Source organism: Metapseudomonas otitidis (assembly GCF_900111835.1).
In the GTDB taxonomy this organism is placed as follows: Bacteria; Pseudomonadota; Gammaproteobacteria; order Pseudomonadales; family Pseudomonadaceae; genus Metapseudomonas; species Metapseudomonas otitidis.
Window position 1 is genome coordinate 266,862 of sequence record NZ_FOJP01000001.1, and the last position, 26,288, is coordinate 293,149.

21 protein-coding genes are annotated in these 26,288 nt (G+C 67.5%); 11 read left to right on the plus strand and 10 right to left on the minus strand.

Features of this window, described 5'->3' with window-relative positions; translation table 11 throughout:
- Positions 1-3: 3 nt before the first annotated feature.
- Positions 4-696 (minus strand): YggS family pyridoxal phosphate-dependent enzyme, encoded by a 693-nt coding sequence (locus BM198_RS01325; protein ID WP_074967200.1) that lies wholly within the window; start codon positions 694-696, stop codon positions 4-6.
- A gap of 68 nt (positions 697-764) precedes the next feature.
- Between BM198_RS01325 and pilT the strand changes: the two genes are divergently transcribed.
- Together pilT and BM198_RS01335 are read left to right on the plus strand one after the other, a co-directional pair.
- Positions 765-1,799, plus strand: a complete 1,035-nt coding sequence (gene pilT, locus BM198_RS01330) for a type IV pilus twitching motility protein PilT (protein ID WP_044403590.1) — start codon at positions 765-767, stop codon at positions 1,797-1,799.
- A 108-nt stretch (positions 1,800-1,907) separates the two neighbouring features.
- Positions 1,908-3,053 (plus strand): PilT/PilU family type 4a pilus ATPase, encoded by a 1,146-nt coding sequence (locus BM198_RS01335; protein WP_044403589.1) that lies wholly within the window; start codon positions 1,908-1,910, stop codon positions 3,051-3,053.
- On the opposite strand, the gene BM198_RS30705 is transcribed toward BM198_RS01335, so the two are convergent.
- Both BM198_RS30705 and BM198_RS01345 read right to left on the minus strand, forming a co-directional pair.
- Positions 2,995-4,440: a TIGR03915 family putative DNA repair protein gene (locus BM198_RS30705; protein ID WP_074967202.1), complete on the minus strand. Its 1,446-nt coding sequence runs from the start codon at positions 4,438-4,440 to the stop codon at positions 2,995-2,997. The two genes, BM198_RS01335 and BM198_RS30705, sit on opposite strands and share 59 nt — an antisense overlap.
- Positions 4,440-5,651, minus strand: coding sequence for a putative DNA modification/repair radical SAM protein (locus BM198_RS01345; RefSeq protein WP_069566424.1), 1,212 nt, complete (start codon positions 5,649-5,651; stop codon positions 4,440-4,442). The genes BM198_RS30705 and BM198_RS01345 overlap by 1 nt, the downstream gene beginning before the upstream one ends.
- A gap of 106 nt (positions 5,652-5,757) precedes the next feature.
- On the opposite strand from BM198_RS01345, the gene BM198_RS01350 reads away from it, so the two are divergent.
- On the plus strand, positions 5,758-6,153 hold the full coding sequence (locus BM198_RS01350; RefSeq protein ID WP_074967204.1) for an NINE protein: 396 nt from the start codon (positions 5,758-5,760) through the stop codon (positions 6,151-6,153).
- Between the two features lie 58 nt (positions 6,154-6,211).
- Here BM198_RS01350 and BM198_RS01355 read toward each other — a convergent pair whose 3' ends face one another.
- From BM198_RS01355 to gshB, 7 genes are all read right to left on the minus strand, one after another.
- A complete protein-coding gene (locus tag BM198_RS01355) occupies positions 6,212-7,483 on the minus strand; it encodes a dihydroorotase (RefSeq protein WP_074967206.1) in 1,272 nt (423 codons plus the stop codon).
- Positions 7,483-8,487, minus strand: a complete 1,005-nt coding sequence (locus BM198_RS01360) for an aspartate carbamoyltransferase catalytic subunit (RefSeq protein ID WP_044403578.1) — start codon at positions 8,485-8,487, stop codon at positions 7,483-7,485. The genes BM198_RS01355 and BM198_RS01360 overlap by 1 nt, the downstream gene beginning before the upstream one ends.
- Positions 8,488-8,512: 25 nt before the next feature.
- Positions 8,513-9,022 carry a bifunctional pyr operon transcriptional regulator/uracil phosphoribosyltransferase PyrR gene (pyrR, locus tag BM198_RS01365; protein WP_044403576.1) on the minus strand — a complete coding sequence of 170 codons (510 nt, stop codon included), beginning with the start codon at positions 9,020-9,022 and terminating at the stop codon, positions 8,513-8,515.
- Positions 9,023-9,034: 12 nt separating this feature from the next.
- Complete coding sequence (ruvX, locus tag BM198_RS01370; protein ID WP_044403573.1) at positions 9,035-9,478, minus strand: Holliday junction resolvase RuvX; 444 nt, start codon at positions 9,476-9,478, stop codon at positions 9,035-9,037.
- Positions 9,478-10,047: a YqgE/AlgH family protein gene (locus BM198_RS01375; protein ID WP_044403571.1), complete on the minus strand. Its 570-nt coding sequence runs from the start codon at positions 10,045-10,047 to the stop codon at positions 9,478-9,480. The genes ruvX and BM198_RS01375 overlap by 1 nt, the downstream gene beginning before the upstream one ends.
- 46 nt (positions 10,048-10,093) lie before the next feature.
- A complete protein-coding gene (locus tag BM198_RS01380; RefSeq protein WP_074967208.1) occupies positions 10,094-10,987 on the minus strand; it encodes an energy transducer TonB in 894 nt (297 codons plus the stop codon).
- Between the two features lie 87 nt (positions 10,988-11,074).
- Complete coding sequence (gene gshB, locus BM198_RS01385; RefSeq protein WP_074967210.1) at positions 11,075-12,046, minus strand: glutathione synthase; 972 nt, start codon at positions 12,044-12,046, stop codon at positions 11,075-11,077.
- 266 nt (positions 12,047-12,312) lie between these two features.
- Between gshB and pilG the strand changes: the two genes are divergently transcribed.
- The 8 genes from pilG (at position 12,313) to BM198_RS01425 (ending at position 26,280) form a co-directional block, all read left to right on the plus strand.
- Positions 12,313-12,720 (plus strand): twitching motility response regulator PilG, encoded by a 408-nt coding sequence (gene pilG, locus BM198_RS01390; protein WP_021218373.1) that lies wholly within the window; start codon positions 12,313-12,315, stop codon positions 12,718-12,720.
- A gap of 47 nt (positions 12,721-12,767) precedes the next feature.
- Positions 12,768-13,133 carry a twitching motility response regulator PilH gene (gene pilH, locus BM198_RS01395; protein WP_003458790.1) on the plus strand — a complete coding sequence of 122 codons (366 nt, stop codon included), beginning with the start codon at positions 12,768-12,770 and terminating at the stop codon, positions 13,131-13,133.
- Positions 13,134-13,176: 43 nt separating this feature from the next.
- The gene (locus BM198_RS01400) at positions 13,177-13,713 is read left to right on the plus strand and encodes a chemotaxis protein CheW (protein ID WP_044403557.1); all 537 of its coding nucleotides are present in this window, start codon (positions 13,177-13,179) and stop codon (positions 13,711-13,713) included.
- A gap of 193 nt (positions 13,714-13,906) precedes the next feature.
- A complete protein-coding gene (locus tag BM198_RS01405) occupies positions 13,907-15,952 on the plus strand; it encodes a methyl-accepting chemotaxis protein (RefSeq protein WP_044403555.1) in 2,046 nt (681 codons plus the stop codon).
- 62 nt (positions 15,953-16,014) lie between these two features.
- The gene (locus BM198_RS01410; RefSeq protein WP_044403650.1) at positions 16,015-16,875 is read left to right on the plus strand and encodes a CheR family methyltransferase; all 861 of its coding nucleotides are present in this window, start codon (positions 16,015-16,017) and stop codon (positions 16,873-16,875) included.
- Between the two features lie 9 nt (positions 16,876-16,884).
- Entirely contained in the window at positions 16,885-24,756 is a 7,872-nt protein-coding gene (locus BM198_RS01415; protein WP_074967212.1) for an Hpt domain-containing protein, read from the plus strand.
- Positions 24,749-25,768: a chemotaxis protein CheB gene (locus BM198_RS01420; RefSeq protein WP_044403551.1), complete on the plus strand. Its 1,020-nt coding sequence runs from the start codon at positions 24,749-24,751 to the stop codon at positions 25,766-25,768. Before BM198_RS01415 ends, BM198_RS01420 begins: the two co-directional genes overlap by 8 nt.
- A 41-nt stretch (positions 25,769-25,809) precedes the next feature.
- The gene (locus BM198_RS01425) at positions 25,810-26,280 is read left to right on the plus strand and encodes a chemotaxis protein CheW (protein ID WP_044403550.1); all 471 of its coding nucleotides are present in this window, start codon (positions 25,810-25,812) and stop codon (positions 26,278-26,280) included.
- Positions 26,281-26,288 lie beyond the last annotated feature (8 nt).

A 26,288-nucleotide genomic window follows, 5' to 3' on the forward strand; every position in this document is an offset into this window, starting at 1 on the left:
TTATTAGGGGGCCGGCTGCCCGTAGTCGCGGGCGCCGAACAGGGCGGTGCCGATGCGCACCCAGGTGGCGCCTTCGGCGATCGCCGCTTCGAGGTCGTGGCTCATGCCCATGGACAGGGTGTCGAGGGCGAGGTCCAGGTCGGTCATCAGCTGGCGCAGGCGGGCGAAGGCAGCGTGCTGGGCTGCGACGTCGTCGGTGGGTTCGGGAATCGCCATCAGCCCGCGCAGGCGCAGGTTCGGCAGGCCGGCCACGGCCTTGGCCAGGGCCGGGAGGTCTTCCGGTGCGCAGCCCGACTTGCTGGCCTCGCCGCTGACGTTGACCTGCAGGCAGATGTTCAGCGGCGCCAGGTGGGTGGGGCGCTGGGCGGAAAGGCGCTCGGCGATCTTCAGCCGGTCCACCGAGTGCACCCAGTGGAAGTGCTCGGCGATGGGCTTGGTCTTGTTCGACTGGATCGGGCCGATGAAATGCCAGGTCAGCGGCAGGTCGGTGAGTTCGGCCTGCTTGGCCAGCGCTTCCTGGAGGTAGTTCTCGCCGAAATCGGCCACGCCCTCGGCGTGGGCCTCGCGAATGGCGTCGGCGGGTTTGGTCTTGCTCACGGCCAGCAGGCCGATGGTGGATGAATCCCTTTCAGAGGCTTGCGCCGCCTCACGGATACGCGCGCGAACCTTTGCAATATTCTTTGCTATCGTGGACATTACCTGCGCTCTACAGCCCGGCCTGAGTGGGTCTGCGGCATTCTAACCGCTTGGAATTGGGGAGTCCCATGGATATTACTGAGCTGCTTGCGTTCAGCGCCAAGCAGGGCGCTTCGGACCTGCATCTCTCGGCCGGGCTGCCGCCCATGATCCGCGTCGACGGCGATGTTCGCCGTATCAACCTGCCCCCCCTGGACCACAAGCAGGTGCACGCGCTGATCTACGACATCATGAACGACAAGCAGCGCAAGGATTACGAGGAATTCCTCGAAACCGACTTCTCGTTCGAGGTGCCCGGCGTGGCCCGCTTCCGGGTCAACGCCTTCAACCAGAACCGCGGCGCCGGCGCCGTGTTCCGGACCATTCCCTCCAAGGTGCTGTCCATGGAGGACCTGGGCATGGGCGAGATCTTCAAGAAGATCTCCGACGTGCCGCGCGGCCTGGTGCTGGTCACCGGCCCCACCGGTTCGGGCAAGTCCACCACCCTGGCGGCGATGCTCGACTACCTCAACGGCACCAAGTACCACCACATCCTGACCGTGGAAGACCCGATCGAATTCGTCCACGAGTCGAAGAAGTGCCTGATCAACCAGCGTGAGGTGCACCGCGACACCCTCGGCTTCAACGAGGCGCTGCGCTCGGCCCTGCGGGAAGACCCGGACATCATCCTGGTGGGCGAGATGCGCGACCTGGAGACCATCCGCCTGGCGCTGACCGCCGCGGAAACCGGGCACCTGGTGTTCGGCACCCTGCACACCACCTCCGCCGCCAAGACCATCGACCGGGTGGTCGATGTGTTCCCGGCCGAGGAGAAGGCGATGGTGCGTTCCATGCTCTCCGAATCCCTGCAGGCGGTCATTTCCCAGACCCTGCTGAAGAAGATCGGCGGCGGCCGGGTGGCGGCCCACGAGATCATGATCGGCACCCCCGCCATCCGTAACCTGATCCGCGAGGACAAGGTGGCGCAGATGTATTCCGCCATCCAGACCGGCGGCGCCCTGGGCATGCAGACCCTGGACAGCTGCCTGAAGGGCCTGGTGGCCAAGGGCCTGGTCAGCCGCGAAAGCGCGCGCGAAAAGGCCAAGACGCCGGAAAACTTCTAGACCCGACAGGGCGCCCCGGCAGGCGCCCTGTCTGCTTGAACGGGGCGGCTGCCCGAACTGGCCTGTACGCGAGCGAACAGGTCGGCCATCCACATTGCGAGAAAGACCATGGAATTCGAGAAACTGTTGCGCCTGATGGTCGAGAAGGGCGGTTCGGACCTGTTCATCACGGCCGGTGTGCCGCCGTCGATGAAGGTCAACGGCAAGGTCATGCCGGTCACCAAGAACCCCATGTCGCCGGAGCAGACCCGGGAAACCGTGCTGGGGGTGATGAACGAGCAGCAGCGCCGCGACTTCGCCGAGAACCACGAGTGCAACTTCGCCATCAGCGCCCGGGGCATCGGCCGTTTCCGCGTCAGCGCCTTCTACCAGCGCAACCTGGTGGGCATGGTGCTGCGCCGCATCGAGACCAACATTCCCACCCTGGAGCAGCTCAAGCTGCCCGAGGTGCTGAAGAAGCTGGCCATGACCAAGCGCGGCCTGGTGCTCTTCGTCGGCGCCACCGGCACCGGCAAGTCCACGTCGCTGGCGGCGATGATCGGCTACCGCAACAAGAACAGTTCCGGCCACATCATCTCCATCGAAGACCCCATCGAGTACATCCACCAGCACCAGGGCTGCATCGTCACCCAGCGTGAAGTGGGGATCGACACCGAATCCTTCGAGGTGGCCCTGAAGAACACCCTGCGCCAGGCGCCGGACGTGATCCTCATCGGCGAGGTGCGGACCCGCGAGACCATGGACCACGCCGTGGCCTTCGCCGAAACCGGCCACCTGTGCCTGGCCACCCTGCACGCCAACAACGCCAACCAGGCGCTGGACCGGATCATCAACTTCTTCCCTGCCGACCGTCAGCAGCAGGTGTGGATGGACCTGTCCCTCAACCTCAAGGCCATCGTCGCCCAGCAACTGGTGCCGACCCCGGATGGCAAGGGGCGCCGCGCGGTGATCGAGGTGCTGATCAACACCCCGCTGGTGGCCGACCTGATCCGCAAGGGCGAGGTCCACGAGCTCAAGCCGCTGATGAAACGCTCCACCGAGCAGGGTATGCAGACCTTCGACCAGGCGCTGTACAACCTCTACTCCCAGGGCGAGATCACCTACGAAGACGCCCTGCTCTACGCCGACTCGGCGAACGACCTGCGCCTGATGATCAAGCTCGGTTCCGAGACCGACGGCGAACACCTGACCAGCATCAGTGGCGGGCTGTCCCTGGAAGTCTCGGAAGACGATCCGGGCCGCCGCTTCCGCTGAGTGGCGCCAGCCACTGCGCCGCCCGGCGCGCCAAGGCCTCCAGTGTGTCGTTCCCCGCAGGCCAGGGAATCACGATCCAGGCGCCGAAAGGCGCCTGGATCGTTTCCAGCACCTCGCCACCGTGTTCCGCCAGGTGCGGTGGAATGAAACCGCGCAGGGCCGCACGGGCGCCGTCGCCCAGGGCGATCACCAGTCGTGGCCGGAGCTGCTGCAGCTCCGCCTCCAGCCAGGGGGCACAGGCCGTCAGTTCGGCTTCCGTCACCGGCAGCGCCTCGCGCTCGCTGCGCAGCCCCTGGCTGTGCCAGGCGAAGTGCTTCACGGCGTGGGTGAAGTACAGGCGTTCGCGGGCCAGCCCGGCGCTGGCCAGGGCTTCGCGCAGGCGGATGCCGGCGGGGTCGCTGAAGGGCTGCCCGCTCAGGTCGTCCTGATCGGAAGGCTGGCTGCCGAGCACCATCACATCGGCGGTTTCCAGACCTTGCCCGGCCACGGCGCAGGTCGCGGCGTGCCAGCGCGGGCAGGCCTGGCAACGCTCCAGGGCCGAGGTGGCCTCGCGCACCGGCTGGGCTTTCAGCGGGCTGATCAGCACTGTCTTGCCGTCCTGGGCGCCGACCGCCGGGGCCTGGGCCAGGCGCTGCTGGCCGGTGCGGGCCGCGCTGACCAGGGCGGGGATCAGCGGCCCTTCCGGCAGGTGGCGCCAGAAGCGTGCGGGCATGTGGCCGCGCATCACCTTCGGGTTGAGCCGGGCCGGGTTGAAGGTGCTGCGGTAGTAGGCCTGCCACAGCGATTGATCCGGGTCGTCGCGCTCCTCGATGGCGGCCTGCAGGCCGGGTGGCCCCGGGGGCAGGTAGGCCAGGCGCTCGCCGTTGAAGCAGGCCACGCCGTCGGGCGTGGCGATCAGCCAGCTGTGCCGCCCCATGCGCGGGACGAAGTGTTCGGCGGCGAGGTCGAGCACCTCGTGTGCCGGTTCGATCCAGGCCAGGTAGTCCGGCTCGCCGCGTTGGGCCTGGCCCGGGCGGAAGCGCAGGAAGGCGTGGAGGTGGTGGGCTTCCCGCCGCACGGCCTTGAGCCGCCGGTGCAGCTCGGCGCCGTCGCGGTCGCCCGGCAGCATGGCGCTGCGGTCACCCCGGGCAGCCCGCCAGAGCACCCGGTAGAGCAGGCCCCAGCGGTCCTGCTGGCGGAAGCGTGCGGCCTGGGCCAGCAATTCCGGCAGTTCGCGAGGAATGCGCACCGTGCCGCCTGGGGCGTCCGCCGGGGCGGGGTCGAGGCTGTCGAACAGGCCGGCATCCGGCGTCCAGTCCACCTGGTGCGGGGCGATCCCGGCCTGCAGCAGGCGCCGGGCTTCGCTGCGCCAGCCTTCGAAGCTGCCGTCGAAGCGGGGCCGGTGCATCACCAGAGCGCCATCTGTGCCGGGGCGTCGCCGAGCTGGCGGCGCAGGGCGGTGGATTCGAGGTCGGCCAGCCGGGGCCTGTAGTCCTGGGTGATGATGAACGGCCGGGCCTTGTCCATGGCACAGCGCAGGCGCACCACGTCCTGGTAGCGGATGCGCCGCTCGCGGCGCAGGTCCGCCAGGCGACGGGCGCTGAGCACGCCGATGCCGGGCACGCGGGCGATCATCGCCGGCTCGGCGCGGTTGAGGTCGAGTGGGAACTGCTCGCGGTTGGCCAGCGCCCAGGCCAGCTTGGGGTCGATGTCCAGTGGCAGGTTGCCTGGGCTGCTGATCAGCTCCTCGACGCGGAAGCCGTAGCCGCGCAGGAGGAAGTCGGCCTGGTACAGGCGGTGTTCGCGCATGAGCGGTGGCGGCTCGGCCGGCAGCCCGCCGGGGGCGCTGGGGATAGGGCTGAAGGCGGAGTAGTAGACGCGCTTGAGCCGGTAGGCGCTGTAGAGCGATTGGGCGGTGCCGAGGATGGTGCGGTCGTCGGTGGCGTCGGCGCCGACGATCATCTGGGTGCTCTGCCCGGCCGGGGCGAAGGCGGGTCCACGCCGTTCCTCCTGCGCTTCTTCCACGCCTAGGCGGATGCGGCCCATGGCGCGCCGGATCGGCGCCACACGCTTCTCCGGCGCCAGGCGCACCAGCCCGGATTCGGTGGGCAGCTCGATGTTCACGCTCAGGCGGTCGGCGTACAGGCCGGCCTCGGCGATCAGCTCCGGGCTGGCGTCGGGGATGGTCTTCAGGTGGATGTAGCCGCGGAACTGGTGTTCTTCCCGCAGCAGCCGGGCTACGCGCACCAGTTGCTCCATGGTGTAGTCCGCGGAGCGGATGATCCCGGAGCTGAGGAACAGCCCGCTGATGCAGTTGCGCCGGTAGAAGTCGAGGGTCAGCCGGACCACTTCTTCCGGGGTGAAGCGGGCGCGCGGTACATCGCTGGAGCGGCGGTTGACGCAGTACTGGCAGTCGTAGATGCAGAAGTTGGTGAGCAGGATCTTCAGCAGGGCCACGCAGCGGCCATCGGGGGTGAAACTGTGGCAGATGCCCATGCCGTTGGTGGACCCGATGCCGGCCTTGCCGGTGGAGCCACGCTTGGGTGCGCCGCTGCTGGCGCAGGACACGTCGTACTTGGCGGCGTCGGCCAGCACGGTTAGCTTGTCGATCAGTTCCATGGTCGGATTCTGAAATTAACTGTACGTGCATACAGTATTTCGGCGACCGGAACCTGTGCAAGTCCGTCGACGACCTTCGGTCGCCGGCCCGTCATCAGGAGATCACATGCAACGCCCGGATACCCACAGCACCCTGATCGGCTACCTCCTGTGGATCTTCGGATTCCTCGGGGCGCACCGCTTCTACTACGGCCGGCCGGTGACCGGCACCCTGTGGTTCTTCACCCTGGGGCTGTTCTTCATCGGCTGGATCATCGACCTGTTCCTGATCCCGTCCATGGAGCGCGAGGCCGCCCTGCGCTTCAACGCGGGCTCCTACGACTACACGGTGGCCTGGCTGCTGCTGACCTTCCTCGGTGTGTTCGGTGTGCACCGCATGTACCAGGGCAAATGGATCACCGGCATCCTCTACCTGTTCACCGGTGGGTTCTTCCTGCTGGGCGTGCTCTACGACTTCTGGACCTTGAACACGCAGATATCGGTGCTCAACGCCCAGCGTTGAGCCGGAAAGCAAAAGGGGCCGTCGATGACGGCCCCTTTCGTTTGCAGCGGTTTCAGCTTCAGCCCTGGAAGGTCAGGTGGCCGTCCATGAAGGTGTAGCGCACGCGCCCGGGCAGTGAGTCGCCGATGAACGGGCAGTTGCGCCCGCGCGAGTGCCAGGCCTCGCCGGCCTGGGTGCGGCCCTTCGGGTCGAACAGCACCAGGTCTGCCGGGGCACCGACTGCCACGCGGCCAGCCGGCAAGCGCAGGGCGCGGGCCGGGCCGGCGGTGAGGCGGGCGAGCAGGGTGGGCAGGTCCAGCAGGCCGTCTTCCACCAGGCTCATGGCCAGCGGCAACAGCAGTTCGACGCTGCTGATGCCGGGCTCGGTGGCGGCGAAGGGCGCCAGCTTGGCGTCGGCTTCGTGGGGCTGGTGGTGGCTGGCGATGGCGCCGATCACGCCGCTCTTCACCGCCTGGCGCAGGCCTTCGCGGTCCGCCTGGCTGCGCAGCGGCGGCTGCACGTGGTAGAGGCTGGAGAAGCCGGTGAGGGCGTCGTCGGTCAGCAGCAGCTGGTACATGGCGACATCGGCGGTGACCGGCAGGCCGCGGGCCTGGGCCTCGGCGATCATCTCGGCACCACGGGCGCTGGTGATCTGGCTGAAGTGCGCGCGCACGCCGCTCTGCTCCACCAGCAGCAGGTCACGGGCCAGGGCCACGGTCTCGGCGCTCTCGGGGATCCCGGCCAGGCCGAGGAAGCCCGCGGTGGCGCCTTCGTGGGCGAGGCCGCCTTCCGCCAGGTCGGCGTCCTGGGGCTGCAGCACCAGGGTCAGGTCGAAGGTGGCGGCGTACTCCATGGCGCGACGCAGGGTGCGGCTGCTGCTCATGGGCGCCAGGCCGTTGCCGAAGGCGACGCAGCCGGTGTCACGCAGGGCGACCAGCTCGGCCAGCTGCTCGCCGGCGAGGTTGCGGGTGAGGGCGCCGATGGGGAAGACCTTGGCGTGTCCGGCTTCGCGGGCGCGGTCGAGGATCAGTTCGGCCACGGCGGGGGTGTCCAGCACCGGGCGGGCCAGCGGCGGGCAGCACAGGCTGGTCACGCCACCGGCGGCGGCGGCGCGGGTCTCGCTGTCGACGTTGCCCTTGCGGCTGTAGCCGGGCTCGCGCAGGGCGGCGTTGAGGTCCACCAGGCCGGGGGCGGCCACCAGGCCCTGGGCGTCGATGCGGGTCTCGGCCTCGAAGCCGGCCGGTGCCTGGCCGATGGCGGTGACCTTGCCGGCCTGGAGGAACAGGTCGGTGACCTGGTCGGTGCCGCTGGCGGGATCGATGAGGCGGGCGCCGATGATGTGGGTACGCATCAGTTCTGCACCTCGGCTTCCTGATTGATCTGGCGTTGGGTGTTCTGGCCGCTCATGGCCATGGAGAGCACGGCCATGCGGATGGCGATGCCGTAGGTGACCTGGTTGAGGATCACCGAGTGGCTGCCGTCGGCGACGGCGGACTCGATCTCCACGCCTCGGTTGATCGGCCCCGGGTGCATGACGATGGCGTCGGGCTTGGCCAGTTTGAGGCGCTGGGTGGTCAGCCCGTAGAGGCGGTAGAACTCGCCTTCGCTGGGCAGCAGGCCGCCCTGCATGCGCTCGCGCTGCAGGCGCAGCATGATCACCACGTCCACGTCCTTGAGCCCTTCGGCCAGGTCGGTGTGGACGCTGACGCCGTACTGCTCGATGCCGATGGGCAGCAGGGTGCGCGGCGCGATCACGCGGATGTCCGGGCAGCCCAGGGCCTTGAGGGCGAGCATGTCGGAGCGGGCGACGCGCGAGTGCAGAATGTCGCCGACGATGGCCACCGATAGGTTCTCGAAGCTGCCTTTGTGGCGGCGGATGGTGAGCATGTCGAGCATGCCCTGGGTCGGGTGCGCATGGCGCCCGTCGCCGCCGTTGATGATGGCGACGTCAGGGCAGACGTGCTCGGCGATGAAGTGGGCGGCGCCGGAGTCGGCATGGCGGACCACGAACATGTCGGCCGCCATGGCCTCCAGGTTGCGCAGGGTGTCGAACAGCGTCTCGCCCTTGCTGGTGGAGGAGGTGGAGACGTTCAGGCTGATGACGTCGGCGGAGAGGCGCTGGGCCGCCAGCTCGAAGGTGGTGCGGGTGCGCGTGGAGTTCTCGAAGAACACGTTGCACACCGTCTTGCCGCGCAGCAGGGGCACCTTCTTGACGGCGCGGGCGCCGACTTCGAGGAAGGAGTCGGCGGTGTCGAGGATTTCGGTCAGCAGCTCACGGGGCAGGCCGTCGAGCGAGAGGAAGTGGCGCAGCTGGCCCTGGTCGTTGAGCTGCAGCGGGCGCTTGGCGTTCGGCATGGGGCGGGCCCTGGGGGTCGGGTTTTCAGGAGGCGGCGAGGACCTGGCGCTCGAGTGCGAGCGGCGCGGGGCCGAGCAATTTTACCCGCTCGTGGGTGGCCAGGGACAGGGTGGCGCCGACCACGTCGGGGCGGATCGGCAGCTCTCGGGCGTTGAGGTCCAGCAGGCAGACCAGGGTCACGCTGGCCGGGCGGCCATAGTCGAACAGCTCGTTGAGGGCGGCGCGCACGGTGCGCCCGCTCATCAGCACGTCATCGATCAGCACCAGGTGCTGGCCTTCGATCTCGAAGGGCAGTTCGGAGGGCTGCACCTGGGGATGCAGGCCGTTCTGGGTGAAGTCGTCGCGGTAGAAGGAAACGTCGAGCACGCCCATGGCGTCGTCGCGGCCCAGGGCTTCCATCAGGGCCTGGGCGACCCAGACGCCGCCGGTGCGGATGCCGATGAAGCGCGGTGTGTCGATGTGCCGGGCCGCCAGGTGGTCGGTCAGGGCGCGGGCCATCTGCGGCAGCAGTTCGGCCGGGTTGGGCAATGTCATGGGCGTTCCTCGCTAGTCGTGTCCGGGGTGCTCGGCCAGCCAGCCTTCCAGCAGCAGGGCGGCGGCCAGGGCGTCCACCGGGCGCTCGCGGTAGCCGCCGCGCTGGCCCTGCGCCAGGCGGTGGCCCTTGGCTTCGAAGGTGGTCAGGCGTTCGTCGTGGGTGAAGACGGGCAGGTTGAAGCGGCCATTGAGGCGCCGGCCGAATTTCTCGGCGCGCTCGCTCATCTCGCTGGGGGTGCCGTCCATGTTCAGCGGCAGGCCGACGACGATGGCGTCGGGCTGCCACTCCTTGATCAGGGCCTCGACCTTCTGCCAGTCGGGTACGCCGTTCTGCGCCTTGAGCACGCACAGCTCGCGGGCCTGGCCGGTGACGGCCTGGCCGACGGCGACGCCGATCTGGCGGGTGCCGTAGTCGAAGCCGAGGAGCAGCCGGGGCGCGGTTGTCGGGCCGGCCATCAGGCGTGCCCGGCCTGGCTGGTGAGCAGGTTGAGGTTGACCCCCAGCCGTGCAGCGGCGGCGGCGAGGCGCTGGTCGCTGGGGGTGTCGAAGAGGATGGCCGGGTCGGCGGGGCAGGTGAGCCAGGCGTTTTCGGCCAGCTCGGCCTCCAGTTGCCCGGCCTGCCAGCCGGCATAGCCGAGGGCGATGAGGCTCTTCTGCGGGCCGCTGCCGTCGGCGATGGCGAACAGCACGTCCTGGGAGGTGGACAGCGCCAGGTCGCCCAGGTCCAGGGTGGCCTGGTACTGCGGGCCGCTGGGGTGCAGGACGAAGCCGCGGTCGGTCTGCACGGGGCCGCCGGCGTAGATGGGCAGGTTCTGGCAGTGGGCGGGGGCGGTGTCGTCGGGGCGCAGTTGTTCGAGCACGTCACCGAGGTTGAGGCCGTTGGGGCGGTTGATCACAAGTCCCATGGCGCCCTGGTCGTTGTGTTCGACCAGGTAGGTGACGGTCTGCGCGAAATTGGGATCGTCCATGTGCGGCATGGCGATCAGGAAGTGGTGCTTGAGGTAGCTGGGCGCGGTGCTTTTCATGGGCGCTAGTGTCGATCTTCGCGCCGTCGGCTTCAAGGGTGCCGGTTCAGTTGCTGGAGAGCCTGTCGCCCCGCTCGAAACGCCAGGTGCGGATGATTTCCAGGCGGTCGATGTCGGCCAGGTCGCCGGTGAAGGGGGCGAAGGGGGCGGCGAGGCGGACGATGCGCATGGCGGCCTGGTCCAGTACCGGCTGGCCGGATGACTCCAGCACCTGCACCTCATAAAGAGTGCCGTCGCGGTTGATCGATACCAGCAGCCTCAGCGAGCCGTAGATGCGCTGGCGGCGGGCCTCTTCAGGGTAGTTGAGGTTGCCGACGCGCTCGATCTTCTTGCGCCATTCGTCCTTGTACCAGGCACCCTTGTCGCGCATGGTCGAGGCCGCGTTGAGGCGGTGGATGCGCGGGCGCTTGGCGTAGCGCTGCTGCTCCTGTGACAGCTCGGCCTCAAGGCTGGCGATCTCGGAGGACAGTTGGGCACTGTCGAATACGGGGGCGGGCGGCGCCTCGGGCTCGGGCTTGGCTTCCTCGCGCTTGACCGGGGTCTTCTGCGGCTTGGGTGCCGTGGTGGCGATGGCCGCTTTGGGGGCTTCCTGGCGCTTGGTCTGCTGGGGCGCGGCGGGCGGAGTGACCTTGCGGATCTCCTGGTCCTGGAACATCGCCTGCTCGGTGGTCTTGGGCGTGTCCTTGTGCTCAAGGGTGCCGCTGCCTTGCTGGTTGTTCTGGGCCAGGTAGTCGGCTTCCTTCGGCTTCTCGTCACTCTTGAAGGTGGCGAGGGTGACTTCCAGCGTCTTGCTGATCTGGCTGGGGTCGCTGAAGGTGAAGCCGACACCGAGGATGAGCGCGATGTGCAGCACCGCGGCGAGGAACAGGGTGAAGCCGAGCCTGTCCGCCGGGCGCACGCTGGCGGAGGGGAAGCGGGGGAGGTCAGCGGCTGCGTTCATCGCACATCGGGTCTGCTCAAAGTGGCGCGCAGTCTGCCGAACTGGGGCGGCAGGCTGCAAGCCGCAAGCTGCAAGGTGTTGACTGCGTCAAGCTTGCGGCTTGCTCTGGTTCGCCTCCAGGCGGGTGGCGATGACGTCCATCAGGCGTTCGCCGATGCGGGTGTCGTACGCCGCGTCGATCTCGCGGATGCAGGTCGGGCTGGTGACGTTGATCTCGGTGAGGTGGTCGCCGATCACGTCGAGGCCGACGAACAGCAGGCCCTTCTCCCGCAGTACCGGACCGACGGTGGCGGCGATCTCGCGGTCCCGCTCGGTCAGTGGGCGGGCTTCGCCCCGACCACCGGCGGCGAGGTTGCCACGGGTCTCGCCGGCAGCGGGAATGCGCGCCAGGCAGTAAGGTACCGGTTCGCCGTCTATCATCAGGATACGTTTGTCCCCGTCGACGATCGCCGGCAGGTAGCGCTGCGCCATGATCTGCTCGGCGCCGTGGCGGGTGAGGGTCTCCAGGATCACCGAAAGGTTCGGGTCGCCCTCGCGGTGACGAAAAATCATCGAACCGCCCATGCCATCAAGGGGTTTGAGAATGATGTCACGCTGCTCTTTTGCAAACTCGCGCAGAATGTCGGGCCGTCGACTCACCAGGGTCGTCGGGGTGAGGTGCGGGAAGAGCGTGGCAAAGAACTTCTCGTTGCAGTCGCGCAGGCTCTGCGGACGGTTCACCACCAGCACGCCGGCGCGTTCGGCCTGCTCCAGCAGGTAGGTGGAGTAGATGAACTCGTTGTCGAAGGGCGGATCCTTGCGCATGAGGATCACATCGAGGTCGGCGAGCGGGGTGTCCTGCTCATTCCCGAGGACATACCAGCCCGCAGGGTCGGCCTTCACCTCGAGCGGTTTCATGCGGGCACGGGCTACGCCCGCTGCCTGGTAAAGGTCCTGCTGCTCCATATAGAAGAGGGACCAGCCGCGAGCCTGGGCCGCGAGAAGCATGGCCAGGGAGCTGTCCTTCTTGAAGTTGATCTGCGCAATGGGGTCCATGACGATCCCGAGGCGAACGCTCATGGGTGGTGTCTCCGCAACTCGTGAAGTGAAGAAAGGGGCCTCGATCGGGTCCCGGAAGAGGCGCTCAGGGTGGCGCTGGAGGCGGTTGCGGTCAAGGGAAACCTCGCCGTGCGAACTGGCAAATCCATGGCGTAGGCGGTTTCTGGCTTGCGTCTGGAGAGTGTGCTAAAAAGGCCCGACGATTGGGTCGCAGCCCGTCGCTGACAGGGCCTCAGGCGCACTGAACGAAGCTAATAACGACTCACCGAGGCGATGGTAGGGCGAACATGGAACAGCATTCCGAGGGTTTGAAGGTGATGGTGATCGACGATTCGAAGACGATTCGTCGCACCGCTGAAACTCTGCTGAAGAAGGTGGGTTGCGAGGTCATCACGGCTGTCGACGGTTTCGATGCCCTGGCCAAGATCGCGGACACACACCCGAACATCATCTTTGTCGACATCATGATGCCGCGTCTCGACGGTTATCAGACCTGCGCCCTGATCAAGAACAACAGTGCTTTCAAGTCCACCCCGGTGATCATGCTGTCCTCCAAGGACGGCCTGTTCGACAAGGCCAAGGGTCGCATCGTCGGTTCCGACCAGTACCTCACCAAGCCCTTCAGCAAGGAAGAACTGCTCGGCGCGATCAAGACCCACGTGCCTGATTTCACCCCGGTGGAACAAGCCTCCTGAAGTCCGGCCCTCGTGGCTGGAAGTGCCTTTCCGTATTGGGGACAAACATGGCTCGTATTCTGATTGTTGATGACTCGCCGACCGAAATGTACAAGCTGACCGCCATGCTCGAAAAACATGGCCATCAGGTACTGAAGGCGGAAAATGGCGCCGACGGCGTCGCCCTGGCTCGCCAGGAAAAGCCCGACGCCGTGCTGATGGACATCGTCATGCCCGGCCTCAATGGCTTCCAGGCGACCCGTCAGCTGACCAAGGACGCCGAAACCAGCCACATCCCGGTGATCATCGTCACCACCAAGGATCAGGAAACCGACAAGGTCTGGGGCAAGCGCCAGGGCGCGAAGGACTACCTGACCAAGCCGATCGACGAAGACACGCTGCTGAAAACCCTCAACGCGGTGCTGGCCGGCTGATGCCGGTAGCACCGTGATGCCCTAGAAGAAGGCTCAGTCCCGCATGTCGGACGCAAAGACCCCATTCCAGATACTCCTCGAGATCGACCAGCGCTGCCGCGCCCTGGCGGCGGGCTTGCCCGCCCAGCAGGAGACGGTCCAGACCTGGAGTGGGATCGGTTTCCGCATGGGCGAGCGCTTCTTCGTGGCGTCCATGGGCGAAGTGGGCGAAGTGCTCCACGAGCCCCGCTACACCCAGCTGCCGGGGGTGAAACCCTGGGTCAAGGGAGTCGCCAACGTCCGTGGCCGGTTGCTGCCGATCATGGACCTGTGCGGCTTCTTCGGCGGCGAACTCTCGTCCCTGCGCAAGCAGCGTCGGGTGCTGGTGGTCGACCACCAGGAAATCTTCGCCGGCCTCATCGTCGACGAAGTCTTCGGCATGCAGCACTTCCCGGTGGGCTCGTTCTCCGAGGAACTGCCGCCGCTGGAGGCCACCATCCAACCCTTCATCCACGGCGTGTTCCAGCGTGAACATCCCTGGCTGGTGTTCAGCCCTCATGCGCTGGCCCAGCACCAGGTGTTCCTGGACGTCGCGGTCTAGTTCCCAACGCGCAGGCCTTCGGGCCTGCGCGCAGGGCCGTTTCCGGGAGGGGCGGCCCGATCGGCCGGAGTGCAGTGTCTCCGGCTGACCCAGGCACCAGCGTGTGCCGTTGATCCAAGGTTGGGCCGGTCTATACCGGCCCTTGGCGTTACATGGAAATCGTTGTGTAGTTGGTCCAGGCGGGGGCCCGATAATGAAAAAACTGAACGCAGGCAATCTACTCGCGGGAGCGCGCAGCAGTACGTTGATCGCCGGACTCTTCGTGGTCCTGATCGTCTCCATCGTGCTGCTGTTCGCCAACTTCGCGTACCTCAACACGCAGGCGAACCACGACCAGGAATACCTCGGCCACTCCGGTGAGCTGCGGGTCCTGTCCCAGCGTATCGCGAAGAACGCCACCGAAGCGGCGGCGGGCAAGCCCGAGGCCTTCGCCCTGTTGAAGGAAGCGCGCAACGACTTCGAGAAGCGCTGGAACATCCTGCTCAACGGTGACGCGGAAACCGGCCTGCCGCCGGCGCCCGAAGCCGTCAAGGCCCAGATGGACGCCGTGCAGGCGGACTGGAACAGCCTGCGGCAGAACTCCGACGCCATCCTGGCCAGCGAGCAGACCGTACTCTCCCTGCACCAGGTAGCCGGCACCCTCGCCGAGACCATCCCGCAGCTGCAGGTCGAGTACGAGGAAGTCGTGGACATCCTGCTGGAAAGCGGCGCGCCCGCTGCCCAGGTGTCCGTGGCCCAGCGCCAGTCGCTGCTGGCCGAACGGATCCTCGGCTCCGTGAACAAGGTACTGGCCGGTGACCAGGACTCCGTACAGGCCGCCGACATGTTCGGCCGCGACGCCAGCCTGTTCGGCCGTGTACTGAACGCGATGCTCGAAGGCAACGCCGCCATGGAAATCTCCAAGGTGACCGACACCGAGGCCCTGGAGCGCCTGCAGGAGATTTCCGAGCTGTTCGAGTTCGTCTCCGGTTCCGTGGACGAGATCCTCGAGACCTCGCCCGAACTCTTCCAGGTCCGTGAATCCGCCAACACCATCTTCACCGGCTCCCAGACCCTGCTGGACAAGGCGTCCCAGCTGGCCGCCGGCTTCGAAGAGCAAGCCGCTGGCCGTAGCCTGAACACCCTGGCTGGCTACATCCTCGGTGCCCTGGCACTGGGTTCGATCATCCTGATCGGCCTGGTCATGGTTCAGACCACCCGCCAGCGTCTGGCCGAGACCGCCGAGAAGAACGAACGTAACCAGGCCGCGATTCTGCGACTGCTCGACGAAATCGCCGACCTTGCAGACGGTGACTTGACCGTAGCGGCGACCGTAACCGAGGACTTCACCGGTGCGATCGCGGACTCGATCAACTACTCCATCGACCAGCTCCGCGAACTGGTAGAGACCATCAACCTGACCGCCGTGCAGGTAGCCGCCGCTGCCCAGGAAACCCAGGCCACCGCCATGCACCTGGCCGAGGCTTCCGAGCACCAGGCCCAGGAAATCGCCGGTGCGTCCGCCGCGATCAACGAAATGGCCGTGTCGATTGACCAGGTATCGGCGAACGCCTCGGAATCCTCCGCGGTAGCGGAACGTTCCGTAGCCATCGCCAACAAGGGCAACGAAGTGGTGCACAACACCATCACCGGCATGGACAACATCCGCGAGCAGATCCAGGACACCTCCAAGCGAATCAAGCGTCTCGGTGAATCGTCCCAGGAGATCGGTGACATCGTGAGCCTGATTAACGACATTGCCGACCAGACCAACATCCTTGCACTGAACGCCGCGATCCAGGCGTCCATGGCGGGTGACGCCGGTCGAGGCTTCGCCGTGGTAGCGGACGAGGTACAGCGCCTCGCAGAACGTTCCTCTGCCGCAACCAAGCAGATCGAGGCCCTGGTTAAGACCATTCAGACCGACACCAACGAAGCGGTTATCTCCATGGAGCAGACCACCTCCGAAGTGGTACGCGGTGCCCGCCTCGCACAGGACGCCGGTGTGGCCCTGGAAGAGATCGAGAAGGTATCCAAGACCCTCGCGGCCCTGATCCAGAACATCTCCAACGCGGCACGCCAGCAGGCGTCGTCCGCGGGCCACATTTCCAACACCATGAACGTCATTCAGGAGATCACCTCGCAGACCTCCGCCGGTACCACGGCAACCGCCAAGAGCATCGGTAACCTCGCCAAGATGGCGAGCGAGATGCGCAAGTCGGTATCCGGCTTCAACCTGCCGGACGCAGACCGGGCCTGACCAAGGGAGGTGCCGCAGCCTGAGGCTGCGGCGCAACGGCCATGAGCGAGAGGCACGACAGCATGCAGCCTGGCGGCGTGTGGGCCTTGAAACCCATGGCCGACATGACCCCCGCGCAGTTCCATGACTGGCAATCGCTGCTCGAGGAACGTACCGGCGTGGTCATCAACGAGCAGCGACGCTCGTTCCTGCAGACCAACCTCACCGCGCGGATGCGAGAGCTGGGCGTAGACGACTACACCCTCTACTTCCGCCAGGTCACCGACGGGCCGCGTGGTGCCGTCGAATGGTCGACCTTGCTGGACCGCCTCACCGTTCAGGAAACCCGTTTTTTCCGCCACGGACCCTCGTTCGACCTGCTCGGCGCCTATCTGCGCGAGCGTGTTGCCAAGGGACTGGACAGCCCCCTCGCCCTCTGGAGCGTCGGTTGTTCCAGCGGCGAAGAGCCGTATTCCCTGGCCATCGCGGCCGCCGAGGCCCTCACGGGTAGCGAGCGGCCCGACTATTTTGGTGTGACCGGCACCGACATCAGCCTCAGCGCCCTGAACAAGGCCCGCGAGGGGGTGTACGGCGCACGGCGCCTGGAGCACCTGGAAGGCGACATGGGCGAGCGCTACTTCCAGCCTCTGGGCGATGGCCGTTTCAAAGTTGTGGAGAGCCTGGCCGCGCGCGTGTGTTGCGCCCGGCTCAATGTGCTGGAACTGGCGAAGGCGCCAATGTCCGGCATGGACGTAATTTTCTGCCAGAACCTGCTGATCTATTTCCGCCGCTGGCGTCGCCGTGAAATCCTCAACCGCCTGGCCGAGCGCCTGGCGCCCGGTGGGCTCATGGTGATCGGCGTCGGTGAAGTGGTTGGTTGGCACCATCCGGACCTGGAGCCGGTGGCCGACGATCAGGTTCTGGCATTCACCCGGAAGGGATAGCAGACGGCTATGAGTGATCGGCACGATTATGTCGCCCTGGAGTGGGTCAAGGGCGAGATCGCGGAAACCCTGAAGCAGGCCCGCCAGGCCCTGGAGGCGTTCGTCGAGAACACCCAGGACCCGACGCGCATGCGTTTCTGCCAGACCTACGTGCACCAGGTCCACGGCACCCTGCAGATGGTCGAGTTCTACGGCGCGGCCCTGCTCGCCGAGGAAATGGAGCAGCTCGCCCAGGCACTGATGGAAGGCCGCGTGACCAACCAGGGCGAAGCCCTGGAAGTGCTCATGCAGGCCATCCTGCAGTTGCCGGTCTACCTGGATCGCATCCAGAGCGCGCGCCGTGACCTGCCCATGGTCGTCCTGCCGCTGCTCAACGACCTGCGCGCCGCCCGTGGCGAGAAGCTGCTGTCCGAAACCAGCCTGTTCTCCCCCGATCTCTCCAGCCGCACCCCCGCGCTCTCGGTGGATGCGCTGGCCCGCATGCGCACCGCCGAACTGCCGGTACTGCTGCGCAAGCTGCGGCAGATGCTGCAGATGGCCCTGGTGGGGATCATCCGTGGCCAGGACCTGGCCACCAACCTCGGTTACATGGCCCGCGTCTTCGCCCGCCTCGAATCGCTGTGCAAGGAAGCCCCGCTGGGCACCTTGTGGCCCATCGCCTCCGGCATGGTCGAAGGCCTGGCCAATGGCAGCGTGGTCAACGGCACCTCCGTCCGCACCCTGCTGCGCCAGATCGACAAGGAACTCAAGCGCCTGGTCGACCAGGGCGCCGATGGCATCAACCAGCCGGCCCCGGACGAACTGGTCAAGAACCTGCTGTTCTACATCGCCAAGGCCCCGGCCCAGTCGCCGCGCATCCGTGCCCTCAAGGAACAGTACCGTCTCGACGAAGCCCTGCCCGACACCGACGTGGTGGACGAGGAGCGTGCCCGCCTGGCCGGCCCCGACCGCGACGCCATGCGCTCGGTGGTCACCGCCCTTTGCGAGGAACTGGTCCGCGTCAAGGACAGCCTCGACATCTTCGTGCGCAGCGACCGCCGCGGCGTCACCGAGCTGGATGCCCTGCTCGCGCCCCTCAAGCAGATCGCTGACACCCTGGCCGTGCTCGGCTTCGGCCAACCGCGCCGGGTCATCCTCGACCAGATTGACGTCATCCACAGCCTGTCCCTCGGCCAGCGCGAGCCCAACGACGCCGTTCTCATGGACGTCGCCGGCGCCCTGCTGTACGTCGAGGCGACCCTCGCCGGCATGGTCGGCCCGGCCGATGACGGTTCCCGTGAAGAGAGCCACCTGCCCACCACCGACGTGGCGCAGATCCACCAACTGGTGATCAAGGAAGCGCGCAATGGTCTCGAACAGGCCAAGGACGCGATCATCGAGTTCATCGCCTCCCAGTGGAACCACGAGCACCTGGCCCGCGTGCCCGACCTGCTGACCCAGGTCCGTGGCGGCCTGGCGATGATCCCCCTGGCCCGCGCCGCTGCCCTGCTGGAAGCCTGCAACCGCTATATCCAGGAACAGCTCCTGGCCCGCAAGGCCGTGCCCAACTGGCAGAGCCTGGACACCCTGGCCGACGCCATCACCAGTGTCGAGTACTACCTGGAGCGCCTCTCCGAGGACCACGCCACCCAAGGCGACATGATCCTCGACGTGGCCGAGGAGAGCCTGGAGAACCTGGGCTACCCGCTCAAGGCCAAGCCCTCCATCCTCGATCTCCCGGAGTTCCAGGCCGAAGAGCCCGCTCCGCTGGCCGACCCGGTGGAGGAGATCGAAGTCCTCGCCGAGGAAGCGCCCGAGCCGGTCGAGCCCCTGGCCTTCGAACCCCAGCCGGCCGAGCCGGAAATCACGCTCGATGCCGATTTCGCCGAGCCTTCCGCCCCGGTGGAAGAGGCCCCCGCACTGGATGCCCTGCCTGAACTCGAACCGCTGGACAGCGCCGAGCCGGTAGCCTTCGACGCACTGCCCGAACTGGAGCCGCTGCCCGAGCTGGAGGCCCAGCCGCTGCTGGACGAGCCCCTTGAGCTGGGCTCCCTCGACAGCTTCGAGACCACCGAGCTGAAGGCCGATGACGCGCCGACGCTGCTGGTCTCCGATGACAACTGGAACCTCGGCGAGCCGGAGGTCCAGGCCCCCGAGGTCATCGACTTCAGCCTCGACGCCCCGTTGGAGCTGGAATCCCTCGATCAGCCCAAGCCGGCCGACGAGCCCTTCGCCTCCTTCGACCTCGAGGCCCTTGAGCCGCTGCCGGCTGCCGAGCCCCTTGAACCGATGCTGGACGAGCCCCTCAGCCTCGAGCCGCTGCCCGAGTCCACCCCCAACTGGGACGACGTGGAGCTGAGCGGCCTCGACCTGCCGGAGGTCGACCTGCCTTCCGCTCCGCTGGAGCCCGTCGCCGCCCCGGTCGAGGAAGCGCCCCGCGCGCTGTCCATGGCCGATGTCATGGCCGCCCCGGTGCAGCCCATCAACCCGCCCGCTGGCGAGGTCCCGCCCAGCCTGCTGCCGCCGCCTGCCGACGAAGAGCCGGTGGACGACGAGCTGCTGGAAGTCTTCATCGAAGAGGCCGGCGAAGTGCTGGAGACCATCGGCGACTACCTGCCGCGCTGGTGTGCCAATACGGACGACAAGGATGCGCTGACCGAAGTCCGCCGTGCCTTCCACACCCTCAAGGGCAGCGGCCGCATGGTCCGCGCGCTGGTCATCGGCGAGCTGTCCTGGTCCATCGAGAACCTGCTCAACCGCGTACTCGACCGCAGCATCCAGCCGGATGAAGACGTCAAAGGCGTGGTCAACGACGTGGTCGCCCTGCTGCCGCAACTGGTGGACGAATTCGCCGCCAAGGCCCAGCGCCAGCGGGACGATGTCGACCACCTGGCCGCCGAGGCGCACGCCCTGGCCAAGGGGCAGCGCCTCCCAAAATCTGAAGCCCCGGTCTCCGTACAGGCTGCCGAGCCCGTGGGCGAGCTTCCTTCTCAGCCCGAAGTGGCCGCGCCGACCGTTGCCTCCAGCGCGTCGACCGATGAAGAGCCGCTCGACCCGCAGTTGCTGGACATCTTCCGCAACGAGGCCGAAGCCCACCTGGAAACCCTCGTCGGCTTCCTCGCCGATTGCGCGCAGTCCCTGCCGCAGCCGGTGACCGACAACCTCCAGCGCGCCCTGCACACCCTCAAGGGCAGTGCGCACATGGCCGGCATCCTGCCGATCGCCGCCATCGCCATGCCGCTGGAAAAGCTGGCCAAGGAATACAAGACCAACCTGATCCAGATGGACCTGGTGGATGCCGAACTGCTGCGCGATGCCGAGCAACTGTTCCGCATCGGACTGGAGCAGCTGGAAACCGCACCGCTGCGCCCGATCCCCGGGACCGAGGCCTTCCTCGAACGCGTCCAGCGCCTGCATGCCGAGCGCATCGGCGCGGCCGAAGCCGCTCGCCTGGGCGAGCAGGGCCAGGCCGGGCGCGACCCGCAACTGATCTCCATCTTCCTCGCCGAAGGCATGGATATCCTCCTGGATGCCGAGGATCTGCTGCGCCGCTGGCGCGAGCACCCCTCCGAGCGCCAGGAACTGGGCGCCCTGCTGGAAGAACTGAACACCCTCGGCCGTGGCGCCGAGATGGCCGAGCTGCCGCAGATCGAAGAGCTCTGCGAAGCCCTGCTGGACACCTACGGTGCTGTCGAGGAAGGCAGCCTGCCGGTCAGCGAACGCTTCTTCGACGAGGCCGAACGGGCCCACGAAGCGCTGATCAGCATGATGGACCAGGTCGCCGCGGCCCTTCAGGTCACCCCCCAGCCGGAGCGGGTCCAGGCCCTGCGCGACCTGCTCCAGCAGGCCGTCGATCCGGCAGCCCTCGCGCTGCTGGACATGGACCGCGACACCGGACTGCGGGTCGAAGAGCCGGACCAGCCGCTGCCGCCCGCCGCCGAAGCCGAGCTGACGCTCGCGGACGACGACGCACTGCCGCCGCTGCCCGAACTGGATGAAGTGCCGGCCCTTGAACCGGTCACCCTGCCGGAGCTGCTCGACGAGCCCACCGAGGCCATCGAGCCGGTGCCCGTCCCGGTCGCCGCGGTCGAACCGGCCGCCGCACCGCTGGCCTACGAGAACCTCGACGAGGAGATGGTTTCCATCTTCCTCGAAGAGGCCGTGGACATCCTGGAAAGCTCCGGCCAGGCGCTGGAACGCTGGCTCGACGAGCCGGACAACCACGCGCCGCTGCACTCGCTGCAGCGTGACCTGCACACCCTCAAGGGTGGCGCGCGCATGGCCGAGATCGCCCCCATCGGCGACCTCGCCCACGAACTCGAATCCCTCTACGAAGGGCTGGTGGACCGTCGCTTCAACCATTCCCCGGCATTGGCCGGCCTGCTCCAGGCCAGCCATGACGACCTGGCCGTGATGCTCGACCAGCTCCAGGCACGCCAACCACTGCGCAACCCGGAGGCGCTGATCCAAGCGATTCGTGCGTTTCGCCAAGGCGGCACGGTAAGCCTGCCCGTCGCGCCGGTGGCCGAGGCCCCGGTGAATGAGGTCATCGCCCCGCCGGCAGAGGCAGAAGCGGAAGCGCCTGCGTTGCCGGATGAGGTGTCCGAAGCGCCCCTCGAACTGGATGCCGGCCTGCCTGAGCTGGACGATGACGTCCTGCCGTTGCCGACCCTCGACGAGCCCGACGCCCCGCTGGTGCTGGAAGACCTGCCCCTGCCGGAGACCGACGAGCCGGCGCTCGTGGAAAGCGCCGAGGCCGAGGCCTGGCTGCTTGACGAGACCGAAGGCGACCTGTCGCCTGCCCCCGAAGCCGAAGCCGAAGCCGAAGCCGAAGCCGAAGCCGAAGCCGAAGCCGAAGCCGAAGCCGAAGCCGAAGCCGAAGCCGAAGCCACACTTTCTCCCGAGCCCGAGCCCGAGCCCGAGCCCGAGCCCGAGCCCGAGCTGGACGCCGAATGGCTGCCGGTGGATGAAGCCCCGGCGCTGCCGGAGGTGGACGACGAGCCGAGCATCGAGCTGGCGCTGCCCGAGGTGGCCGAGACGCCCGCCCCGGTCGAGCCGGTTGCGCCGGCTCCGGTGGTGAGCGAGCCGGTCCACAGCGCCTTCGATGACCGTGATCCCGAACTGGTGGAAATCTTCCTCGAGGAAGGCTTCGACATCATCGAAAGCGCCGGCAACGCCTTGCAACGCTGGATGGAGGACGTCGACAACCTGCTGGAAGTCGAGGCCCTGCAACGCGACCTGCACACCCTCAAGGGTGGTGCGCGCATGGCCGAGATCCGCGAGATCGGCGACCTCGCCCACGAACTGGAATTTCTCTACGAAGGCCTCTGTGGCGGCCGCCTGCGTGCCAGCCCGACGCTGTTCGGGTTGCTGCAGTCCTGCCACGACCGCCTTGCCGAGATGCTCGAAGCCGTGCGCGACAAGCGCGCGGTGCCGGATGGCAGCGTGCTGATCGAGGCGATCCGCCGCTTCCGTGCCAACCCCGACGAACAACTGAGCATGCCCTCCAGCGTGCACCTGCAGCCTGTCGCCGCGCCCGTGGTGGAGGACGATGAGGCGGAAGCCGACATCCTCGACATCTTCCTCGAAGAGGGTGATGACCTGCTGGAGGCGATGGAGCGCACCATCGGCCGCTGGGAAGAGAACCGCGACGACAGCGCCCAGATCGACGACCTCCTGCGCCTGCTGCACACCCTCAAGGGCGGTGCGCGCCTGGCCGGCCAGAAACGCCTGGGCGACCTCAGCCACGACCTGGAACAGCACCTGACCGAGGCGCTGCAACAGGGTGCGCCCTGGCCCGAAAGCCTGTTCCTCGACGTGCAGTCCGGCTTCGAAGGCCTGCAGGCCGAGCTGGACCAGCTGCGCCAGCGCCTGGACGCCAGCCTGGCGGACGAGCCCGAAGCGCCTGCCGAGATCCATGAGCCGGCGCCCCAGCCGACCCTCGCAGCCCCCATCGTGGCGGCGAGCGCCGTGCCGGTGGCGGTGACCGAGGACAAGGTCCTGCCGTTCGTGCTCAAGGCCCAGGAAGCCGCCCAGGATGCCGCCGCACGTCGTGCGCCGCAGGAAATGGTCAAGGTCCCGGCCGACCTGCTGGAAGGCCTGGTCAACCTGGCGGGTGAAACGTCGATCTTCCGGGGCCGTGTCGAGCAGCAGGTGAGCGACTTCAGCTTCACCCTGAGCGAGATGGAATCCACCATCGAGCGGGTACGTGACCAGCTCCGCCGCCTCGACACCGAGACCCAGGCGCAGATCCTCAGCCGCTACCAGGCCGAGGCCGAGCGCGCCGGCTACGAGGACTTCGACCCGCTGGAAATGGACCGCCACTCCCAGCTGCAGCAGCTCTCCCGCGCACTGTTCGAGTCCGCGTCCGACTTGCTGGACCTGAAGGAAACCCTGGCCGCGCGTAACCGCGACGCCGAGACCCTGCTGCTGCAACAGGCACGGGTCAACACCGAGCTGCAGGAAGGCCTCATGCGGACCCGCATGGTGCCCTTCGACCGCCTCGTACCGCGCCTGCGCCGCATCGTGCGCCAGGTGGCCAGCGAGCTGGGCAAGCAGGTGGAATTCCTCGTCGGCAACGCCGAGGGCGAAATGGACCGGACCGTGCTTGAGCGCATCGTCGCGCCCCTGGAGCACATGCTGCGCAACGCCGTCGACCACGGCATCGAGCCGGTCGAACTGCGCCGCGCCGCCGGCAAGCCCGACGCCGGTACCATCCGCCTGACCCTGGGCCGCGAGGGTGGCGACATCCTCCTGACCCTGTCCGACGACGGTGGCGGCATCCGCCTCGACGCCGTACGCCGCAAGGCCATCGAGCGCGGGCTGATGGATGCCGACTCCCAGCTCTCCGACCACGAGGTGCTGCAGTTCATCCTCGAGGCCGGCTTCTCCACCGCCGAGAAGGTCACGCAGATCTCCGGGCGTGGCGTGGGCATGGACGTGGTGCACTCCGAGGTCAAGCAGCTCGGTGGCTCCATGAGCATCGAGTCGACCCCGGGCGAGGGCTCGCGCTTCCTCATCCGCCTGCCGTTCACCGTGTCGGTGAACCGCGCGCTGATGGTGCTCTCCGGCGAAGACCTCTACGCCATCCCGCTGAACACCATCGAAGGTATCGTGCGGGTGTCCCCGTATGAGCTGGAGGCCTACTACCAGCCGGATGCACCGCGCTTCGAGTACGCCGGCCAGGCCTATGAGCTGAAGTACCTGGGCGACCTGCTGAACAATGGCCAGCATCCCAAGCTGGTGGGCCAGAGCCTGCCACTGCCGGTGATCCTGGTGCGTTCCACCGAGCACGCCGTGGCCGTTCAGGTGGACGCCCTGGCCGGCTCCCGCGAGATCGTGGTAAAGGGCCTCGGCCCGCAGTTCGCCGGGGTGCAGGGCATCTCCGGTGCCACCATCCTCGGGGACGGCCGCGTGGTGGTGATTCTCGACCTGCTGGCGACCATCCGCGCCCGCCACGCCCATCAGGTGCAGATGCTGCCGCGCACCACCAGCCAGGCCGCCCTGCCGGCGGAGCTGGACCACGACCGCCCGCCGGTGGTCATGGTGGTGGACGACTCGGTCACCGTGCGCAAGGTCACCAGCCGCCTGCTGGAACGCAACGGCATGAACGTGCTGACGGCCAAGGACGGGGTGGACGCCATCGCCCAGCTGCAGGAACACCGCCCCGACGTCATGCTGCTGGACATCGAGATGCCGCGCATGGACGGCTTCGAAGTGGCCACCCTGGTGCGCCACGACGCGAGCTTGAAGGACCTGCCGATCATCATGATCACCTCCCGTACCGGCGAGAAACACCGCGAGCGGGCGATGGCCATCGGCGTGAACGACTACCTGGGCAAGCCGTACCAGGAGTCCCTGCTGCTTGAAACCATCCAGCGACTGGTCAAGGGACATGACTGAGAAAACCTCTGCACGCATCGCCGTCATCGCCGACACCTCGCTGCAGCGCCATGTGCTGCAGCAGGCGCTGGTCGGCAACGGCTACCAGGTGATCCTCAACAGTGACCCGGCCCGCCTCGACGACGACGCCCTGAGCGCCTGCGACGCCGACCTCTGGTTGGTGGACCTGGCCCAGTCGGAAGATTCGCCACTGGTGGACAGCCTGCTGGAGCGCGCCAGCGCCCCGGTGCTGTTCGGCGAAGGGCACGCCCCGGAACGCCATTCGGAAAACTACCCGCGCTGGGAGCGCCGCCTGTTCGGCAAGCTCAAGCGCCTGGTGGGGGACCCCGCCGTGGCGGTCGGCCCGAGCCTGGAGGCCCTGATGGCCGAGGCCCAGCGCCCCGCCCGCCTGGACCTGCCGCGTGCCCTGGCGGACACCCCGCTGGTGGCGGGCGAGCCGGCGCGCCAGGTCTGGCTGCTGGCCGCGTCCCTTGGAGGTCCGGCGGCGGTCAAGGCCTTCCTTGATGCACTGCCCGGCGGCCTGCCGGTGGGTTTCCTCTACGCCCAGCACATCGATCCCGCCTTCGAAAGCATCCTGCCCCAGGCCGTCGGCCGCCACAGCCAGTGGCCGGTCAACCTGGCCCGCCCCGGCGACCACGTGCGCGCCGGCGAGGTGGTGGTGGTGCCGATCGCCCAGGAGCTGACCTTCGCCGAAGACGGCGCGATGCTCATGGGCAACCGCCCCTGGCCCGAGCCCTACAGCCCGTCCATCGACCAGATCATGCTCAACCTCGCCCAGCACTTCGGCGAGCAGTGCGGCGTGATCGCCTTCAGCGGCATGGGCAGCGATGGCAGCGCCGCAGCGGCCTACGTGCGTCGCCAGGGTGCGCCGATCTGGACCCAGCGGGCCGAGAGCTGCGTCTGTTCGAGCATGCCCGACAGCCTGCGTGAAGGCGGCTACAGCAGTTTCAGTGCCGACCCGCGCGAGCTGGCCCAGGCGCTGGTGAACCACCTGGCCGAGCAGTGCGCCTGACGCGCCGCCGGTGGTCTTGAAGAATCGTTGAAGGAAACGCCATGAGCCAAGCCGTCGCCAACACCCAGAGCGCCAACAGCCTGACCGGGCTGCTGCTGTCGCTGACCGACCGCACCCTGCTGGTACCCAACGTGGCGGTGGCGGAGCTGATCCCCTACCGGGCGCCCCAGGCGTCCGCCGGGATGCCGGCCTGGTTCCTCGGTCAGGTGGCCTGGCGCGACCTGCGCCTGCCCCTGCTGTCGTTCGAAGCCGCCAGCGGTGGCCAGCCCCAGGTGGGCTCCAGCGCGCGGGTGGTGGTGCTCAACGCCCTGGGCAGCCGTGCCCATGTGAAGTTCATCGCCCTGCTGGTGCAGGGCATTCCGCGCTCCCTCAAGGTCGACACCGACCTGCCCTCGGCCAATGCCGAGCTGCTACCCTTGGAGCTGGGTTCGGTGCAGCTGGAGGACGGCATCGCCAAGATCCCGGACCTGGTCGGTCTGGAGCAACTCCTGGCGGACGCCGGCCTGATCTGAGCCGCTGA